The organism is Bacillus sp. FSL W8-0848, from assembly GCF_038007805.1.
Classification (GTDB): Bacteria; Bacillota; Bacilli; order Bacillales; family Bacillaceae; genus Bacillus; species Bacillus glycinifermentans.
Genome location: NZ_JBBOYB010000002.1, coordinates 118,982 through 136,850 on the forward strand (window position 1 = coordinate 118,982; position 17,869 = coordinate 136,850).

17 protein-coding genes and 2 pseudogenes are annotated in these 17,869 nt (G+C 47.9%); 7 read left to right on the forward strand and 12 right to left on the reverse strand.

Translation table 11 applies throughout. From position 1 onward, the window contains the following. Positions 1–52 precede the first annotated feature (52 nt). The 3 genes and pseudogenes from NSQ39_RS21360 to NSQ39_RS21365 form a co-directional block, all read right to left on the reverse strand. Complete coding sequence (locus tag NSQ39_RS21360; protein ID WP_341017319.1) at positions 53–253, reverse strand: hypothetical protein; 201 nt, start codon at positions 251–253, stop codon at positions 53–55. Beyond that, positions 253–447, reverse strand: a pseudogene (locus NSQ39_RS23160) (heterocycloanthracin/sonorensin family bacteriocin); the annotation flags it as partial. The pseudogene NSQ39_RS23160 and the gene NSQ39_RS21360, both read right to left, overlap by 1 nt. 418 nt (positions 448–865) lie before the next feature. After that, positions 866–1,360: a universal stress protein gene (locus tag NSQ39_RS21365; protein WP_046129746.1), complete on the reverse strand. Its 495-nt coding sequence runs from the start codon at positions 1,358–1,360 to the stop codon at positions 866–868. A gap of 547 nt (positions 1,361–1,907) precedes the next feature. Here NSQ39_RS21365 and NSQ39_RS21370 point away from each other — a divergent pair. Both NSQ39_RS21370 and NSQ39_RS21375 read left to right on the forward strand, forming a co-directional pair. Then, positions 1,908–3,662, forward strand: coding sequence for an ABC transporter ATP-binding protein (locus NSQ39_RS21370; protein WP_341017321.1), 1,755 nt, complete (start codon positions 1,908–1,910; stop codon positions 3,660–3,662). After that, positions 3,659–5,680 carry an ABC transporter ATP-binding protein gene (locus NSQ39_RS21375; protein ID WP_175077147.1) on the forward strand — a complete coding sequence of 674 codons (2,022 nt, stop codon included), beginning with the start codon at positions 3,659–3,661 and terminating at the stop codon, positions 5,678–5,680. The genes NSQ39_RS21370 and NSQ39_RS21375 overlap by 4 nt, the downstream gene beginning before the upstream one ends. Positions 5,681–5,690: 10 nt before the next feature. Here NSQ39_RS21375 and NSQ39_RS21380 read toward each other — a convergent pair. The 3 genes and pseudogenes from NSQ39_RS21380 to NSQ39_RS21390 all read right to left on the reverse strand — a co-directional run bounded on the left by NSQ39_RS21380 (position 5,691) and on the right by NSQ39_RS21390 (position 6,798). After that, positions 5,691–6,310: pseudogene (locus tag NSQ39_RS21380) on the reverse strand (NAD(P)-dependent oxidoreductase). A 24-nt stretch (positions 6,311–6,334) separates the two neighbouring features. Continuing rightward, positions 6,335–6,478 (reverse strand): hypothetical protein, encoded by a 144-nt coding sequence (locus tag NSQ39_RS21385; RefSeq protein WP_164918138.1) that lies wholly within the window; start codon positions 6,476–6,478, stop codon positions 6,335–6,337. A 119-nt stretch (positions 6,479–6,597) separates the two neighbouring features. Then, complete coding sequence (locus NSQ39_RS21390; protein ID WP_046129751.1) at positions 6,598–6,798, reverse strand: alpha/beta-type small acid-soluble spore protein; 201 nt, start codon at positions 6,796–6,798, stop codon at positions 6,598–6,600. A gap of 221 nt (positions 6,799–7,019) precedes the next feature. Here NSQ39_RS21390 and NSQ39_RS21395 point away from each other — a divergent pair, with 221 nt between their 5' ends. Then, positions 7,020–7,241 carry a hypothetical protein gene (locus NSQ39_RS21395; RefSeq protein WP_175077148.1) on the forward strand — a complete coding sequence of 74 codons (222 nt, stop codon included), beginning with the start codon at positions 7,020–7,022 and terminating at the stop codon, positions 7,239–7,241. Between the two features lie 37 nt (positions 7,242–7,278). Here NSQ39_RS21395 and NSQ39_RS21400 read toward each other — a convergent pair whose 3' ends face one another. The 5 genes from NSQ39_RS21400 to NSQ39_RS21420 all read right to left on the reverse strand — a co-directional run bounded on the left by NSQ39_RS21400 (position 7,279) and on the right by NSQ39_RS21420 (position 12,197). Then, positions 7,279–8,385, reverse strand: a complete 1,107-nt coding sequence (locus tag NSQ39_RS21400) for an ABC transporter ATP-binding protein (protein ID WP_046129753.1) — start codon at positions 8,383–8,385, stop codon at positions 7,279–7,281. A gap of 108 nt (positions 8,386–8,493) precedes the next feature. Then, positions 8,494–9,378, reverse strand: a complete 885-nt coding sequence (locus NSQ39_RS21405) for a helix-turn-helix domain-containing protein (RefSeq protein WP_046129754.1) — start codon at positions 9,376–9,378, stop codon at positions 8,494–8,496. Positions 9,379–9,399: 21 nt separating this feature from the next. Further along, positions 9,400–9,609, reverse strand: coding sequence for a YheE family protein (locus tag NSQ39_RS21410; RefSeq protein WP_046129755.1), 210 nt, complete (start codon positions 9,607–9,609; stop codon positions 9,400–9,402). Between the two features lie 153 nt (positions 9,610–9,762). Then, positions 9,763–11,115, reverse strand: a complete 1,353-nt coding sequence (locus NSQ39_RS21415; RefSeq protein ID WP_046129756.1) for a YheC/YheD family endospore coat-associated protein — start codon at positions 11,113–11,115, stop codon at positions 9,763–9,765. Beyond that, the gene (locus tag NSQ39_RS21420) at positions 11,112–12,197 is read right to left on the reverse strand and encodes a YheC/YheD family endospore coat-associated protein (RefSeq protein ID WP_046129757.1); all 1,086 of its coding nucleotides are present in this window, start codon (positions 12,195–12,197) and stop codon (positions 11,112–11,114) included. The genes NSQ39_RS21415 and NSQ39_RS21420 overlap by 4 nt, the downstream gene beginning before the upstream one ends. Before the next feature lie 258 nt (positions 12,198–12,455). Between NSQ39_RS21420 and NSQ39_RS21425 the strand changes: the two genes are divergently transcribed. From NSQ39_RS21425 to NSQ39_RS21440, 4 genes are all read left to right on the forward strand, one after another. Beyond that, entirely contained in the window at positions 12,456–13,586 is a 1,131-nt protein-coding gene (locus tag NSQ39_RS21425) for a DUF445 domain-containing protein (protein WP_046129773.1), read from the forward strand. Positions 13,587–13,693: 107 nt separating this feature from the next. Beyond that, a complete protein-coding gene (locus NSQ39_RS21430; protein WP_046129758.1) occupies positions 13,694–14,047 on the forward strand; it encodes a YlbF family regulator in 354 nt (117 codons plus the stop codon). A 458-nt stretch (positions 14,048–14,505) separates the two neighbouring features. Next, positions 14,506–15,369, forward strand: coding sequence for a Cof-type HAD-IIB family hydrolase (locus tag NSQ39_RS21435; RefSeq protein ID WP_046129759.1), 864 nt, complete (start codon positions 14,506–14,508; stop codon positions 15,367–15,369). Between the two features lie 160 nt (positions 15,370–15,529). Next, entirely contained in the window at positions 15,530–17,038 is a 1,509-nt protein-coding gene (locus NSQ39_RS21440) for a coproporphyrinogen III oxidase (protein WP_175077165.1), read from the forward strand. 34 nt (positions 17,039–17,072) lie between these two features. Here the strand turns inward: NSQ39_RS21440 and def are convergent, their stop codons facing one another. Beyond that, complete coding sequence (gene def / locus NSQ39_RS21445) at positions 17,073–17,654, reverse strand: peptide deformylase (RefSeq protein ID WP_046129760.1); 582 nt, start codon at positions 17,652–17,654, stop codon at positions 17,073–17,075. Positions 17,655–17,869: the final 215 nt, after the last annotated feature.

Consider the following 17,869-nt stretch of genomic DNA (forward strand, 5'->3'; position numbering starts at 1 on the left):
TTATGATGATCTGAAAACAAGGCATACCATTATATGTAATTTTGTTCGTCCATTATGATAAAGGAACCCCTGCGGCATATCGGCAGGGGCAGTCTCCTTCTAATACATGCCACCGTGCCAGCAGCTTCCGCAGCAATGACCGGCGCAGCTCCAACAGCTCGCACAGCTCCAGCAGCTTGAACAGCTCGCACAGCTCCAGCAGCTTGAACAGCTCCAACAGCTTGAACAGCTCCAGCAGCTCGAACAACTCCAACAGCTCGCACAGCTTCCGCAGCTCCAGCAACTCGCACAGCTTCCGTGACTCCAGCAGCTTGCACAGTGTTTCGCATTCATATTCTCATGGTGACGTCCAGGATCCAAGGCCGTCATCCCATCCACATGGAAATGATCCATTCCCAATGATTGCAGTTCGTCATGAAAATGTTGCATTGATATAATCCTCCCCATATTAAAAACAGTTTTTCAAAAACATCAGAACACAAAAAAACTAGAAAATGAACGAAATACCCCGGGCACTTTCAAGATCAAACTATGAGACTTGTTAGGTGATTGTTACTGATGTGAAAGCCTATTTTCCTTGATTTGGATTTGGCCGTAGGGCCGCTAAAGATCATGGACAAGAGGACTCCGGTCCGGCGAAGATACAGGGTAGTGTCGGGTGCTCCAAAAGGAAAGGTTCGGGGGGTCTTGTGTAATATGAGGAATGAATAGATTTAATAGTCTCGGAACATACTGGGAGAGTGGGGAGTTTTTCTGCAGTAAATGCCGTCATTAAATCGGGTGTTGATCGCAGTCGTTTTGGGAGGTCGGATTGATAAAAATGAAGATTTTAAGAGAAAGAGGCCGGAAAAACATCCGGCCTCTCTTACTTCACGATCAGCACCGGGATTTCCGACTTGGCGGTAATCTTATCGCTGACGCTTCCGAACAGCAGTTTTTTTAAGCGGTTTTGGTCGCGGCTTCCCGTGATGACGAGATCGGCGCCGATGTGTTCGGCGTGTTTGAGAACGGCATTTGCCGGGTCGCCTTCCAAAATTTCGATTTCCGCGTCAAGCTGATGCTCGTTTAAGATGATTTTTGCCGCTGCGATCGCTTCTTCGGCACTGTCCTCATAAATGACGGGTTCTCCGGCAACGTCTGAATCATGCGGGACAGGGGGAACGCTTGGAATGCCGCCGTAAATGTAAGCCGTGCCTGCGGCCGGCCTTTGTTCGTTTACCATGGTTTGCCTCGGTTCATGGACGTGAGCGACCGTCAGTTCGGCGCCGAGCCTTTTGGAGAGGTCGATCGCTTTTTTAAGCGCTTTTTTACTATCGTTTTTTCCGTCGAACGCGACAATGATCCGGTCAGCCTTGAACACATTGATCATTCCTTTCCAGAATGGATTTACTTACATTTACCCGCTTTCTCAAAAATCTAACGAAATTGCGGGAATATGAATCGAAAGTCTTCCGATTGATGAAAAATCAAATTGACAAATAAAAGGCCGTGCTATAAGATGGAAAATATTAATAAGAATGGAGGGTAACGTCATGATCAGGAAAATCAATGCATCACATAACGGACAACTGAATCGCAGCGTGACGGCTTTATACCTTCCGACTCTTGATTGACTTTTTCCATTTAAACAATAGAGGAAAGGCGCATGTCACGTTCATCTTTCGTACATGCGCCTTTTTTATGTCAAAAAGGCATGCTGCATAACCGGCGTGTCTTTTTTTTCAGAGAAAAAACATTCCGTCTTCCGATCCGGAGCGCGAGTGTTTTTCTATATAGATGAAAAGCCGGCCGAAACAGCCGGGTTTTCGAATATTTCAAAAGGAGGAATGGGTTATGCCACATGTTAGACGCGAGATCAATGACTGTAAGGAAAAGCTTGAAGGCGGCTAAAAAAGGAGTGGATATCAATGTTTTCTGTATTATGGAAGCTCGGCTGGTTTTTTAAAAACGCATGGCGGCGCTATACGATCGCGATCGTCCTGTTGTTAATCGTAAATGTACTTGAGATGTTTCCGCCGAAACTGCTCGGAAACGCGATTGACGATATGCAGTCAGGCGCTTTTTCGCCGATGCGGATGTTCGGTTATATCGGTTTATTGATCGGGCTCTCGCTCGTTGTTTACACGCTCTCATACAACTGGATGTATCAGCTGTTCGGCGGGGCGAATCTGATCGAAAAAATCCTCCGGTCAAAGCTGATGGGGCATTTGTTAAAGATGACGCCCCCGTTTTACGAAAAGAACCGAACAGGGGATTTGATGGCGAGGGCGACAAACGATTTAAAAGCGATTTCGATGACGGCGGGTTTCGGAATATTGACGCTTGTGGACTCAACCATGTTTATGCTGACGATTCTGTTTACGATGGGATTTTTGATCAGCTGGAAGCTGACGCTTGCATCGATCATTCCCCTTCCGTTGATGGCTGCGGCGATCAGTATATACGGAGGAAAAATTCATCAGCGTTTTACAGAGGCGCAGAAAGCGTTTGGCGATCTAAATGATCAGGTGCTTGAATCCGTATCAGGTGTACGGGTGATCAGGGCATATGTTCAGGAGAAAAACGATGTCAGGCGGTTTAACAGCATGACGGCCGATGTTTATCAAAAAAACATGAAAGTCGCGCTGATCGATTCGCTGTTCGAGCCGACGGTGAAGCTGCTTGTCGGAATCAGCTATTTAATCGGTTTGGGGTATGGGGCTTACCTTGTATTCCGCAACCAGCTTACGCTCGGGGAGCTCGTCTCCTTCAACGTATACTTGGGGATGCTGATCTGGCCGATGTTCGCGATTGGCGAGCTGATCAATATTATGCAGAGAGGGAATGCATCGCTCGACAGGGTAAATGAAACGCTTCGCTATCAGCCTGATGTGAAAGAAGCACCGCATCCTGAAACTGCAGAACCCGGAGATATCGTCTTTGACAAGGTCAGTTTTACGTACCCACGCTCAAGCTCGCGCAATCTTTCGGGGATTTCATTCACGGTTTTAAAGGGACAGACCGTTGGAATCGTAGGGAAGACGGGGAGCGGAAAAACGACATTGATCAAACAGCTTTTGCGACAGTATCCGGAAGGGGAGGGGACGATCAGCATTTCCGGTGTGCCGATCGGGCGTCTGCCGCTTGATGAGCTGTACAGCTGGATCGGATACGTGCCCCAGGATCATGTGCTGTTTTCAAAAACGGTAAAAGAGAACATTTTATTCGGCGGATTACGGGCAAAAGAACAGGAGGTAGAGGACGTGATTCGGGCCGCCCATTTGGAAAAGGATATCGAGCTTTTATCCGAGGGGCTTGAAACGATGGTCGGCGAGAAGGGAGTGGCATTATCAGGCGGACAAAAGCAGCGGATTTCGATTGCGAGAGCGTTGATCGCCAACCCCCATATTTTAATTTTGGACGATTCGCTGTCAGCGGTGGATGCGAAAACGGAAGCGGCGATTATCGAAAACATCCGCCAGAATCGGAAAGGAAAAACAACCATTATTACCTCGCACCGTATGTCAGCGGTCGAGCATGCCGATTTCATCCTTGTCCTGGAGGGCGGCAAAATCTTAGAGCGGGGAACGCATGAAGAGCTGATCGAAGGGAAAGGTTGGTATTTTGAGCAGCATGAAGCACAGAAGCTGCCTTCAGGGGAAGAAGGGGGGACTGTGGCATGAAGACCGGAAAACGGCTTTTTCAATATGCACTTTCTTATAAACGCATTTTGATCTGCGCCCTCTTGATGCTCGCGGTGGCCGTCGCAGCCGAACTGACAGGGCCGATGATCGGAAAAAAAATGATTGACGACCATATTTTAGGGATTGAAAAACCGTGGTATGAAGTCTCGGAAAAGAGCGAGTATACAGTTTCCTATAAAGGAAAGGAATACGTCAGGGAGGACAGAGCAGATTCAACGCTTAACAAGCGGAAGGAAGTCCGCGTTTTCCAAGTCGGCATGGCATATTATTTCGTAGATGAGGCCGTTCCTTTTGATGGAAAAAGGACGGCAGAGGACGGAGCATTGCGAATCACGGGCGGAGGACAGACTGAATCCTTTCCGGCCGTCCGGCTGTCGGCGTCTGAAGTTTTCTCGTTTTATGAACCTGAAATCAAAGGGCTTTTATCGCTCGTATTGCTGTACCTCGGACTTCTCATCGTCTCGATCTTTTTTCATTACGGGCAATTCTATCTTTTGCAGATGAGCGCCAACCGCATTATTCAGAAGATGCGCCAGGATGTTTTTGCCAACATTCAAAGGCTGCCTGTCCGCTATTTTGACAATTTGCCGGCCGGCAAGATTGTCGCGCGGGTAACGAATGATACGGAAGCGATCCGCGACCTGTACGTTACCGTCCTGTCGACGTTTGTGACCAACATGATATATCTGGCCGGGATTTTTGCAGCCTTGTTCATGCTTGATGCCCGACTTGCGGCCCCCTGCCTGATCATATTGCCGCTGATTGCGGTTTGGGCGGCCTTCTACCGCAAATTTGCGTCAGGCTTCAATCATAAACTCAGATCGATCAACAGCGAGATTAACGCCAACATGAATGAGGCGATTCAAGGAATGCCGATCATTCAGGCATTCCGCCGCCAAAAGGACATCATGCGCGAATTTGAAGAATTAAACGACAGCCACTTTCGTTATCAAAACAAAATGCTCAATTTGAATTCGCTGATGTCGCATAACCTTGTCGGCGTTCTGCAAAAAGTCATGATCGCTGTTTTAATCTGGTACTTCGGAGGAGCTGCGCTCAATGCAGAAGGGATGATTTCGATCGGCGTTCTTTATGCATTTGTCGATTACGTGACCCGGCTGTTTGAGCCGATTACCGGGATCGTCAACCAATTTCCGAAGCTTGAGCTTGCAAGGGTATCATCTGAGCGTGTATTCCGGCTTTTGGATGAACCGGGTGTCGATGTTGGAGAAACGAGCGGAGACAGCGTGAAAGGGCATGTTGTGTTCGAGGATGTCTCATTTCGGTACGGCGATGACGGTGAATATGTATTAAAAAACATTTCGTTCGAGGCGAAACAGGGTGAAACCGTTGCCTTGGTCGGTCATACGGGATCAGGCAAAAGCTCGATTATGAACGTTCTTTTCCGCTTTTACGATATCCAAAAAGGCGATGTCAAAATCGATGGAACAAGCATTTATGATCGGCCGCGGCAGGACATCAGACAGCATATGGGCATCGTGCTTCAGGACCCCTACCTGTTTGCCGGTACGATTGCTTCGAATGTCAGCCTTGAGAATGAAGAGATCACAAAAGAGCAGATTGAAGCCGCATTAATGCATGTAGGGGCTGACAAACTGCTTGCCCATTTGCCTAAAGGCTTTGACGAGCCGGTTATTGAAAAAGGCAGCACCCTCTCCTCGGGGGAGAGGCAGCTCATTTCATTTGCAAGGGCGCTCGCCTTTGATCCGGCCATTCTCGTGCTGGACGAGGCAACGGCCAATATCGATACCGAAACAGAAGCCGTGATCCAAAAGGCGCTTGACGTTGTCAAAAAAGGGCGCACGACCTTTATCATCGCCCACAGGCTGTCAACCATCAAAAACGCTGATCAAATTCTTGTGCTTGATAAAGGGCAAATCATCGAAAAGGGCAATCATGAGGAGCTCATGAAACAAAAAGGGCAATATTATCAAATGTATGAGCTCCAAAAAGGCCGGGGAACGCTTGTGGGGTGAGCCCCGGCGTTCAATAAGCCAGTCCGGCCCGTGCGCGGATAAACCGGCCGCTTTCAAGTTGCGTGTAAAGAAAGTGGGCGGTGTCGCCGGTTGTAATCTCTTTTCCATTGATCGGCAAGAAATCACGCTCAACCCGGTACCTTTCACTTGCCGGACCATCGGGAAGATAGGTCGGGCAGACGATTGTCCAGTCCAGATCTGTTTTCACGAGGCGCTCATACACGTCGGCATGCTCTTTTGCCGCACGAGTTGAGCGCCTTTTTGATTCATCTGATTCAAAGCGGTAAAGTGACGGATGTTGCCTCGAATTTAAAATTCCGGCGGTTCCGATTGTGATCAGCCTTTTTTTGTTTTGTTCATTCATGGCGCGTATAATGTTTTGGGTGGAGACGGTCAATGTATCGTCTCCATCTGTATTTAAACAGCTGACAACGATGTCGGCTTCTCTTATTAAAGCTTGAACGTCATCCGGGTTTCTTGCGTTTCCCGAAAGCGTCCGGCAGCATGTATTCGGCAGATTTGGATGCTCTGAGCGGACAAGAGCGTAGACGGAATGTCTGCCGTCTTCTGCAAGCCGATTAGAAAAGCTCGTCCGACACGGCCTGTACCTCCAAAAAGCGCAATCTTCATGACGTATCCCTCCCATTTGGTCTATCATACGTCAGATCGGCCGAAAGAAAAAGTCCAAGGAAAGCGATAAGCCGCATAAAACGGCCGAATATTGACGACATATTCGTGCAAGAGGGAAATCCCGACAAATTGAAGCAGTTCCCAGTTTATGCTTGCGACAAGCTGCATGCCGACTCCTCCTTTCTATCAGCATATGAAAACCAGAGAAGACGGGTGCGGGATTTTCCCATGCAAAAAGAAGGTGCAATAGTGCACCTTCTGCTTTAGCCATGATATGAAGTTGATGATTATTGTTGTCCGCCCATAGAAGCTTGAGCTTGAGCAACGAGACGTTTTGTAATTTCTCCGCCGACGGAACCGTTTGCGCGTGAAGTTGTTTCAGCGCCAAGGTTTACGCCGAACTCGGAAGCGATTTCGTTTTTCATTTGATCGATCGCTTGAGCGGCTCCGGGTACAAGCAGCTGATTTGAAGAATTTTGGTTAGCCATTCTTTTCAAACTCCTTTATCAATTAGTGTGGTTGGGCCGGCTGGATTTGCACCAGCTTGCGGCTGAAAGCCGCTGCCTCTCTGGCTGAGCCCAATGCTGCCTTGTACTACGTATTATGATGGATTGGAGCGAAATCCATGCATAAATCAATCTGGTAAATGTTGAAAGGTGAAATTTAAGCGGAAGGGGAAAGCTAAGGGAAAAAGCAAGGAGGATGCCACATGTGTCCTGTGTGCAATGGAATGCTGGCCGAGGCAAGGATTTGCCCGAGGTGCGGCAGCGAAATGGCCGATGCCGGGAGAGTGACCGATTTTTACGGCCCTTACAGCCCGTATATGGAGTTTGATTCTTTTATGCAGAAAGAAACGAGCTGTATTCATTTATATACATGCCAAGACTGTTCTTACGATGAAAGGGTTGAAATTGAATTGACCGAAGGATAGCGGGTGCTAAGCTTCGGTCAACTTTATTTCCTGTCCGTCATCCTTCGGAGCGGATGCGGAGCTCTGTTTCTTTATCAAAGAAGTGCGATTTATTCATGTCAAAAGCAAGAGCAAGCGTATCGCCTGCCTGGACGTCGGTCCGCGAATCGACCCTTGCGATGAACGGCTGGCCGCCGGCCTGGGAGTAAAGCATTGTTTCGGCGCCCATCAGTTCAGCAACTTCAATAGCTGCATCGATTTTTGACTCCTTCGAGGCTTCGATGAAGACTGGCTCGTCATGAATGTCCTCAGGCCTGATGCCCATGATGATTTCTTTTCCGACGTAGCCTTTCGCGCGCAAAATTTTCATTTTCCCTTCAGGAACAAGAACGGAAACATCGCCGAATGTAAAGGTTTTTTCCGTGAGCTTGCCGGTGAAAAAGTTCATTGCCGGAGAGCCGATAAAACCGCCGACAAACACGTTTTCCGGGTTTTCATAGACCTCTTTCGGAGCGCCGACCTGCTGGATGACGCCGTCTTTCATGACAACGAGCCTCGTCGCCATCGTCATCGCCTCTGTCTGGTCATGCGTGACATAGATCGTCGTCGTTTGCAGGCGCTGGTGGAGCTTGGTGATTTCTGCGCGCATCTGAACCCGCAGTTTGGCGTCAAGGTTTGATAAAGGCTCATCCATCAAAAACACTTTGGCGTCGCGGACGATGGCGCGTCCCAATGCGACCCGCTGGCGCTGGCCTCCGGAAAGCGCCTTCGGCTTTCTGTCCAAATACTGTTCAAGGCCTAAAATTTTGGCGGCTTCATGAACCCGTCGCTTGATTTCATCCTTCGGAAATTTTCTAAGTTTTAAGCCGAACGCCATATTGTCATAGACGTTCATATGCGGATAGAGCGCATAATTCTGGAACACCATCGCGATGTCGCGGTCCTTCGGAGCGACATCATTCATCCGCTTTCCGTCGATGGTGAATTCGCCTTCCGTAATTTCTTCAAGGCCGGCAATCATTCTGAGCGTTGTCGATTTTCCGCAGCCTGAAGGTCCGACAAACACGATAAATTCTTTGTCTTCTATATGAAGATTAAAATTGTCCACAGCTGTCACTTTATTGTCGTACACTTTGTAAATCCGGTCCAGCACAAGCTCTGCCATGTTTCTCCCCCTTTTTATGTAAGCGCTTTTATTTGTTTTCAGTTTATAAAATTGAATCATTCGTGTAAATGGACATGATGCACAATTTGGATTCGTGCACTTTGCTGTTTAGCGTGCCAATGCATTCATGATCATGTAGACGGCGCAAGCTTCTTCAAACTGTCTGATATCGATTGCCGTTTTGTCGATAAATCTGTCGATTCTGTACTGCAGGCTGTTTCGGTGGATAAACAGCCGCTTCGCCGTCAGGGAGGCATTCAGGTTGCACTTCATATACGTCTTGATGGTCTGCGCTGTCTCAGAGTCTGACAGCGCGTCTTTAACCAGATCCGAAAACGCCCCCGTCTTGATTTTCCCCGGCTTTGCCGTCATAAAAGACGGAAGGAACTGATAAAAAGAGGAGACGCTGCCGTGATCGTGATTCGCCAGAATATGCTGAAACATCTGTTTCTCAAAGCCGATTTTTTCCCGAAGCGAAGCGTTGATGTGATGAAGCTGGCCGCTGAAAAAGACGGGATTTGCCAAAAAATCGCTTGTCAGCGCGTCCGCAAGCTCTGTGAGCTGCTGTTTGGAAAGGGACGGTGACGGATCTTCATGAATGATCAAGGCTTCATGAAGGCTGTACCACACCACGAGAGGGCGTTCGAAAAATCCGCTGACCGCTTCCTTTATAGCGTATCTTTCTTCGGGGGAATGTTTCATTTTGAAAAAATGCCCTTGGACGAACTGAGCGTTTTGCGGGTTTTCCAACGGGGCATTTTCGAAAAAATACCGGTGCCATTCTTTCTCACGGGGCGTCAATTCCGATGGATGCGGTTCATAAAAAGGCCGGAACAAAGCGAAAAGCAGCCGTTTTTCCCGATCGGTAACCGCCTCTTTCAAGACGCCGAATGTCTCTCCGTCGTCCGTTTGAAACCAGAGTGCTTGATGTTTTGGAACCGATCCGGAAGCGACCAGCCGTTCCCCGTACAAAGCTTTTAATTTTTCCAGCATTTGAAAAACTTCCTTTTCTGTTTACTCGTAAATATGGAAGAGCATTAACTCATGAATTTCGCTTTTAAGCGATGGTTCATCATCGTGCGGCGGATAGACGCTTCCCCATTCGATTTCCCCTGATTGATGATAAATCCCTTCATAATGCGTTCCTTTATGGTAAAACGAGATTTTCCAGCCGGGCAGTTTTTCTTTTTTAAACAACGGTTTCCATTGAAAGTGAGAAATCATAAAGTGCCACGCTCCTTCATCGATTTCAAAACGATCCGCCGAACCAAGCTGCTAACTAGACGTTTGATTTGTTATCATTGTATCTTATTCACAGGAAAGATCATAGGGCTCTTTTCATAGAAAAATGCCGCGAAGAGTCGTGTTCTCCGCGGCTTAAGAGTTTTGCCACAGCTTCTCGGGAAAAAGGATCGATTGCTCGGTTAAGTAAGAAGCGTATTCAAAATTCATTCTTTTCGTCAGCCGGCTGACGGATGTTAAACCGGGATGGGCGAAGATTGCCCGCCCGGGCCGGGAGTTGGCTTCAAACATCCAGACGTTTTTCGATTCGTCCATTCCAAGATCAAAACCGATTTCCCCGATAAAGCCTTCCGTTTTTTCATCGATTACACTGCTGATCAATAGGGCCGTTTTTGTCAGCTTTTGCAGAATATGAAGCCGTTCTTTCGGATCATCATAGATTTGGGCTAGCGTTTTCACGACGCCGCCCTTTGACATATGGGTTGTAATCCCGCCCCTTTCCGCGATTTTGACGGCGATCGCCGTAACCGTCCATGTGCCTTTTCTGTTTTTGTTCGTATGGACTCTGAAATCGGCCGGGTGGCCGTCAATCCTGATCAGTTCAATTCCCTGCTGTGCGATATACGGGATTTCTTCTTTTCGCTTTTGTATGTCATTCAAAAATAGGTCCGCAGATGAATAAGATTTGTCACCCTCCGCATGCCTGGCAAGGAGCCCGTTTTCCCCTTGTCTGGATAGCTGGAAAATTCCGTTTCCAAGGCTGCCGTTGGCCGGTTTCACATAGACCGTGCCGTATTGGGCGACCATGTCGTCGAGTTTTTTTGCCGACGGCGCAAGAACCGAGTACGGAAGGAGCGGTTCCGTTCTTTCGTCTTCCCGCAAGGATTCGTATATGTCCCATTTGTTAAAGAAGCCGGGATTGAACCACGGAATGCGGTACTCGTTCATCAGCCGGGCTTTCGTTTCCTGCAAGGCGTCTTCATCCTCAGATTGCCTATTCGGCAATCTGTCATATACGACATTTGGGAGGGGAACGATCACTTCCTGCCAGCCATTTTCCCGAAAAATAAGGCCGCGCACCGTTCCGTCCTCCCACTGAATCTGGTGGGCGCCGAACATGTAGCAGTAGCCTCCGGCCGGAAGATCCATCGTCAAAAGCTTTGAAAAAAACAAAGAGCGCCCCCTGACCGGCGCAAGTTCCGACTTTGTGAAGCCGGCGGTGAAAATGCCGATTAAAGGGCCGATATAGACGGTGCTGTCGTGAAACAGCAATGCCGCTTTTCCGCGGTATGGAATCCGTAAATTTTTATACAGGTTTTCAGAAAGCAAAACGGTTTGCTTCAAGTCGCTCTCAAAGGAAACATGACACCTTTCAACAGTCGTTCCGAAAGCGGCGTACAACAGGCCTTCCTGTTTGTAAGAAGCCGGAAGCAGCATCATGTTTTCGCTGTTTTGGTGAATCCCGACCGTCAGCGTTTTAGCGTTCATTTCCTTCCAACTCCTTTCTTGTCCCGCGATGCCGCCAAAAAGGAGCAATATTCGAGGGGCCCGTTGTATAAAAGTTCCCTGTTTTCAGGAGAATGCTGTAAAAACGCTTTTTTCCCCGGCTTTGAATTGACGTCGAGGAGCCAGACCTTCCCGTCTTTCGTCAAACAAATATCAAGGCCGAGCTCGAACAATGGGCCGTGCCCTGATTCGAGCGCATGGGGGACGGCGTTTGCGATCGTATCTAAATCGTCGAGAAGGACGGCCTGCCGTTTTTTCGGAACACTTGACAGCCAGCTGTCAAAGCTTACGGATTCGGAATCTCCGGCCAAGTTGGTGAGCAGTCCGTGCTGATAGCTTCGTCTCACCGTTTTTCCGACGGTCTCCCATTCGCCGGAGCCGTTTTTCTGCAATAACAGCCTGATGTCGCACGGATACCCGTCTTTATCTTGGATGTCGAGAAACGTTTGCAAAAGGTAGCGGTGCTGAAGGACTTTTTTGCACCATGTTTCAAAAGAAGCCTGTTTTGAAAATGATTTGATTTGCTTATGCTTTCCGACCTGGTAGGCGGCTTTCACCGTTTTCCCGGAAAGCTCAAGGTGAATGATTCCCCGGCCTCCGGAGCCGTATGCCGGCTTCAAGATGCACGATTTCTCTTTCGCCAGCCGCCGAAGGACGGCCTGCGCGCTTGCGGCGAGCGATGTCGGCGGCAGGTAAGCCTGAAGGACAGGGTCCGCTTTCAACGCATTGTAGACCGTCCATTTTTCGGGAAGTCCGAGTCCGAGAAATTCTGTTTTCGGGTATTTTTTCAGCCATTCCACGATCGGCTTCGCTTTTTTCGACTGCTGGTTTCTGCCGTAGAAACAGCGGTCATAGATCAGCTCGGGGATTTCGCGTTCAACCTCGTTCCACTGTCCCGATTTCGGGTGGTAGGTCAATGCTTTCACAAGCATGGATCCCGGGGAAATATCCAAAGGAGTAAACCGGATAAAACCGATTCCGTAATCTGAAGCCTTTTTCGCCAATTCTTCGGCATAGGCTTTTTCATGCTGATGGGACAGCGACATAAATCCAAGCGTCATCATGCTTATTCCTCCTTGTTAAAAACCCTCCTGTACATGAACTCCTGTATCATGATTCGCATTCCATGGTTCGGGCTCTGCCACTCGCGAACAGAAGCTTTTCAAAAATATCCACCTGACCCATTCTATTTTTGTCGCGCCCGTATCATTCCCGAATTTGCCCGTCTTTTGTTCAGCTACTATAATAACGATATGCATAGATGGCCGTTGAGAAATGCAGTCTATGTAACAAGTCAGGTGAAACGGAAGGCAGTGGAAAGAATGAATGTTGTCGGTACTTTTATTTTCATGATCGTCATCGGCGCTCTGATCGGAGCTGTGACGAATCATTTTGCGATTCAAATGCTTTTTCGCCCTTATAAGGCGCATTACATATTCGGGAAGAGGATCCCTTTTACTCCCGGATTGATTCCGAAGCGGCGCGACGAATTGGCGAGGCAGATGGGACAAATGGTCGTCAACCATCTGCTGACAACCGAAGGAATCAAAAAAAAGCTGGCCTCTGACGCAGTCCAGAAACAGGCGGTACAGCTGGGCGAACGGCTGATTTCAGCTGCAAGCGAATCACAGATGACCGTTGCAGAAGCGCTTGAAGCGATCGGGGTGACCAATGCAGCTCAGAAAGCGGATCAATTTGTAAACAAATGGACGGATGAAAAGCTATCCGCTTATTTGGCGACATATAAAAACGAACCATTGAAAGACCTGATCCCAAAAGAAGCCCAGGACAAGCTGAGCGAAAAACTCCCGATGGTGTCAGACTATATTTTAGAGCGGGCTGTCAGCTACTTTGAAAGCGAAGCAGGAAAAAGCCGGCTTGGCAATATGATTGACGATTTTCTGAAGGAGCGCGGCATGATCGGCAGCATGGTGCAGATGTTTTTAGGAAACAGCAGCCTCGTTGACCGCGTCCGGCCGGAGATCCTGAAGTTTTTGAAAAACGATGAAACCGCCCGGCTTTTAACAGATCTGCTGCAAAACGAATGGGACAAGCTGAAAGAGTACTCGTTTAAAGAAGCCGATGAAAAATGGAACCTGGAAAACCTCATCATGAATGTGAAGAAAAAGATCATGACAAGGTTTTCCCTCGCGCCATTTTTCGAAAGAACAACGGGGTCGTACGTCTCCATGTTTGAAACGGATGCAGCAAAGCGCCTGCCGGAGGTGACCGGCCGTTTGCTTGACGCGGCGTGCCGCCATCTTGATGACGTGCTGAAACAGCTTCGTCTCGAAGACATCGTTAAGGAGCAGGTCGACAACTTTCCGGTTGAACGGCTGGAAGAAATGGTTCTGTCGATTTCCAAGCGCGAATTTAAAATGATTACGTATTTGGGCGGGCTGCTCGGCGGAATCATCGGGGCGATTCAAGCCGTTTTTGTCATTCTGTTTTAAAGATGGAAACGGAATTGAAAGTATAACTGTGAAAAACGCTCCATAGTCTGTTATAGTGGAGTGGTGCCATATCCATAAGAATGCGGCAGGAAAGGAGCGTATGAAACATGACGGTCAATTTATACGACTCGGCTTACGATTTGGAAAAAGCCTTGCGCCAAAGCGATGAATACTCTCAATTGAAGGGCCTTTACGATGATGTAAATGCTGATCCTTCGGCAAAAAGGATGTTTGACAATTTTCGCGATATCCAGCTAAGACTTCAGCAAAAACAGATGAATGGTGAAATGATCTCCCAGGAAGAAGTTGAACAAGCGCAAAAATCTGTGGCACTTGTTCAGCAACACGAGAAAATTTCAAAGCTGATGGATGCAGAACAGCGGATGAGCATGCTGATTGCCGAATTAAACAAAATCATCATGAAACCGCTCGAAGAGCTTTACGGACATCCTGAAAGCTGATCAAAACCCCCGCTTTCCATTGAAAAGCGGGGGTTTTTTTATGTGCAGCCGATCCAGCCCGCCGGACTATACTTAATTAAGTAAACAAATAACTTCATTAATTTTTAAAAAAGACTTGTCAATTGATGAAATTGCTGAGATAATACAATGTGTAAGTGCTTACATTTTGCCGGGATACGATCATGAGCATATACGACTAAGCGGCAAAAGCTAAGGGGTACAGAGAATAAGCGCATATGCCGGTCAGACAAAAGGGGTTTATTATATCTTTTGCGAATTGAATGAAAGGGGCATTGAATTCGCAGTTTTTCAATAAGGGAGAATCATGATCGTATCCGAAAGATGCGAACGAAAAGTCTGTGCAGACAGGCTTTTTTAGTTTGAGGTCTGTTCTAAAGGAGCCCTTCGGGACATATTCTCTATAACAGGTACAGTCATCAAAGAAGGGGGACCTCCAGGTGTCAAAACAAATGCTTGCGCTGAATATAGACGGAACGCTGCTTCGGACAAACGGACGGCTTCATCCCGCAACGAAGGAAGCGATAGAATACGCTAAGAAGAAAGACGTTTATGTAACGCTTGTGACGAACAGACATTTTCGCTCCGCGTTAAAAATCGCCAAATCGCTAAAGCTCGATGCAAAGCTGATCACCCATAGCGGTGCAATTATTGCGGACAAAATTGATGAGCCTTTTTATGAAAAACGAATTTCTGAGGAAAAGACGTTTAATCTTGTTCAAATATTGGAGAGCTATGACTGCAATATCAGGATTCTGCACGAAAAATATTCGATCGGCAACCGGAAAAAAACAAACTCAAATCTGCTCGGAAAGACGATGATCCATCCGTCAGACCCGATTTTTTACCCCGTGCAGTTCGTCGATTCCTTGAGCGATATGCTGATGGATGAACCGGTCAGCGCGCCGGTCATTGAGGTTTACTGCACGATGGAAGAAAAGAAAGAGATCACGCATACGATCGAGAATGCCTTTCCTTCAGTAGATGTCATCCAGGCCGGGGAAAAGCTCTTGATCGTTCAAAAAGGGGTTTCAAAAGAATCCGGTTTGGCGATGCTTGCGGCAGACCTCGGCTTTAAAATGGAGGACGTCGTCGCGATCGGGCATGATACCGATGATCTCCCGATGATTGAACTGGCGGGGATGGGCGTCGCCATGGGGAATGCCCCTCAGGAGGTCAAGCAAAAAGCCGACTGGGTGACGCGGTCCAACGATGAACAAGGCGTCGCCTACATGTTAAAAGAATATTTCAGAAAGCAGCAAAGCAAAGACTTTCTCAAAAAATTTCATATCAGAAAAGTGTAAAACGGATGTTCATCCCTGTTTTCTAAGAAAACGGGGATTTTATTGTTGGCCTGCATTCTTTACAGCGGCAGTGCTTTTTTCGGCGATGTGTTCCTGGATTGATTTTGGCGAGGTATTTTTGTACACTAAAGAAAGTTTTGAAACGAAAAAGGTGATGATATTGCGCATTCATATAGAAGGGCTTCAGGACGACAGATTCGTGAGGCCGCTCGAGAATATAGCCAACCTGTTTTTTGAAGAGTCCGAGGTCGCGATTGGCGAAAAAGTTGCTCCGGACCTTTCAATCGCCCTGCATTATGAGCGGGACGTTTCGTCGGTCCGGGCTGCAGGGGCGATTGAAGGAACTGATATAAAAGCTGAGTACACGAAGTCACTGGACCCTGAGTTGCCGGAGAAAGAAGCGTTTAAGCAAGTGAAAAATACCGTTTCTTACGTATTTTTAAGCGTTCTTCAAGAACATACCGGGATCGTTCAGAAGTGGGGGATTCTGACGGGAGTACGCCCGACAAAGCTGTTGCACAAAAAACTGCAAAGCGGGGTGTCAAAAGAAACGGCACACGCCGAATTGAAAAGAGATTACTTAATCCATGACGAAAAGATCGAGCTGATGCAAAACATCGTTGACCGCCAGCTTAAAGCCGTGCCCGATTTATACGACCTTGACAGGGAAGTCAGCATTTATATCGGCATTCCGTTTTGCCCGACAAAATGCGCTTACTGCACGTTTCCTGCCTATGCCATTAGAGGGCAGGCAGGACGGGTCGGTTCTTTCTTATGGGGGCTTCACTACGAAATGCAGAAAATCGGCGAATGGCTGAAAGAACACGGCGTCAAGATCACGACCGTTTATTTTGGCGGCGGCACGCCGACAAGCATTACGGCCGAAGAAATGGATCTGTTGTATGAGGAAATGCACCGTTCATTTCCCGATGTCAAAAACATCCGCGAAGTCACGGTTGAAGCAGGCCGCCCCGATACGATTACCCCGGAAAAGCTTGACGTCTTAAAAAAATGGAACATCGACAGAATCAGCATCAACCCGCAGTCGTATGAAAACGAGACATTAAAGGCGATCGGCCGCCATCATACGGTTGAAGAAACGATCGAAAAATACCATTTGTCGCGCAAACACGGAATGTCAAATATCAATATGGATTTGATCATCGGCCTCCCGGGGGAAGGCGTTAAAGAATTCCGCAACTCCCTTTCGGAAACGGAGAAATTAATGCCGGAATCGCTGACCGTCCATACGCTGTCATTCAAACGCGCTTCGGAAATGACGAGAAACAAGCATAAGTATAAAGTGGCAGACCGCGAGGAAATCGTCGCAATGATGGATGACGCAGTGTCCTGGACGAAAAAGCACGGCTACCGTCCCTACTATTTGTACAGACAAAAAAACATCCTCGGCAACCTTGAAAATATCGGGTACTCTCTTCCGGGCCAGGAAAGCATCTATAACATTATGATTATGGAAGAAAAGCAGACGATTATCGGCATCGGGTGCGGGGCGGCGAGCAAATTTGTCGATCCGAAAACGGGAAAAATCACACATTTCGCCAATCCAAAGGACCCGAAATCGTACAATGAGAGATTTGAACACTATACAGAAGAAAAACTCCGCTACTTGTCAGAACTGTTTGGACAAGACGCCAAAAGCGGGGGATAAGAAAGGCTTCCGGCATCGCCGGAAGCCCTTTTGTTTACCATGCGCTTTCGATCTCTACACCTTCCGGAAGCTTGAACGGGTTTTCGCTGTTGATCCGGTCGTAAAACATGATTCCGTTCAAATGGTCGATTTCGTGCTGGGCCACGATGGCGGCGTATCCTTTCAGCCTGAGCACCACTTCTTTTCCGGTAATGTCGTATGCTTTCACTTTGATTCTCTCATACCTCGGAACATAGCCTTTTACGTCCCTGTCGACGGAGAGGCAGCCTTCTCCTTCAGGCAGATAAATCATCTTGACGGAATGGCTGACGATTTTTGGATTCAGCAGCATGTATTCGTGCTGCCTAGTCTTCTCGTCTGTAAAATACGCGGCAAACATCCGTTTATCAAGGCCGATTTGGTTTGCGGACAATCCCACGCCGGGGCGAAGACCGTACCTTTTGGCCGTCTCGGGGTCCTGGCTGTTTTTTAAAAACTGCAGCATCGCCAAAAGCTCTTCCTTTTCTTCTTCGGATGGAGGAAGGCTGACGCCGGCGGTTGCTTTTCTCAGTATGTCGTGCCCCTCTCTTACGATATCTTTCATCGTGATCGTATAATCTGAATGAAATTTGCTCATAGACCGAGACTCTCCACCTTTCTTTTTTGGAATTTCTAAAAAGCCGGATCAAATTTGGACAAGTTGATCATATCTTTTCAAAATGCGAATGTCCAATGGCTTGCATTTCCGCGAAAACGCAAAAGGAGACTCCGCAGGAGTCTCCTCAGCGTGTCGACAAACCCTCGCATTCGTTGTCAGGCCTGCGCGTCGGTGCTCACGAATTCCAACATTCG

Bases quoted from the DNA above. Each gene is read 5' to 3' on its own strand.
- NSQ39_RS21370 (WP_341017321.1), top strand. From the start codon at position 1,908: ATGTTTTCTGTATTATGGAAGCTCGGCTGGTTTTTTAAAAACGCATGG.
- NSQ39_RS21375 (WP_175077147.1), top strand. From the start codon at position 3,659: ATGAAGACCGGAAAACGGCTTTTTCAATATGCACTTTCTTATAAACGC.
- NSQ39_RS21385 (WP_164918138.1), bottom strand. From the start codon at position 6,478: ATGCAGCTTGTCGCAAGCATAAACTGGGAACTGCTTCAATTTGTCGGG.
- NSQ39_RS21390 (WP_046129751.1), bottom strand. From the start codon at position 6,798: ATGGCTAACCAAAATTCTTCAAATCAGCTGCTTGTACCCGGAGCCGCT.
- NSQ39_RS21395 (WP_175077148.1), top strand. From the start codon at position 7,020: ATGTGTCCTGTGTGCAATGGAATGCTGGCCGAGGCAAGGATTTGCCCG.
- NSQ39_RS21400 (WP_046129753.1), bottom strand. From the start codon at position 8,385: ATGGCAGAGCTTGTGCTGGACCGGATTTACAAAGTGTACGACAATAAA.
- NSQ39_RS21405 (WP_046129754.1), bottom strand. From the start codon at position 9,378: ATGCTGGAAAAATTAAAAGCTTTGTACGGGGAACGGCTGGTCGCTTCC.
- NSQ39_RS21410 (WP_046129755.1), bottom strand. From the start codon at position 9,609: ATGATTTCTCACTTTCAATGGAAACCGTTGTTTAAAAAAGAAAAACTG.
- NSQ39_RS21415 (WP_046129756.1), bottom strand. From the start codon at position 11,115: ATGAACGCTAAAACGCTGACGGTCGGGATTCACCAAAACAGCGAAAAC.
- NSQ39_RS21420 (WP_046129757.1), bottom strand. From the start codon at position 12,197: ATGATGACGCTTGGATTTATGTCGCTGTCCCATCAGCATGAAAAAGCC.
- NSQ39_RS21425 (WP_046129773.1), top strand. From the start codon at position 12,456: ATGAATGTTGTCGGTACTTTTATTTTCATGATCGTCATCGGCGCTCTG.
- NSQ39_RS21430 (WP_046129758.1), top strand. From the start codon at position 13,694: ATGACGGTCAATTTATACGACTCGGCTTACGATTTGGAAAAAGCCTTG.
- def (WP_046129760.1), bottom strand. From the start codon at position 17,654: ATGAGCAAATTTCATTCAGATTATACGATCACGATGAAAGATATCGTA.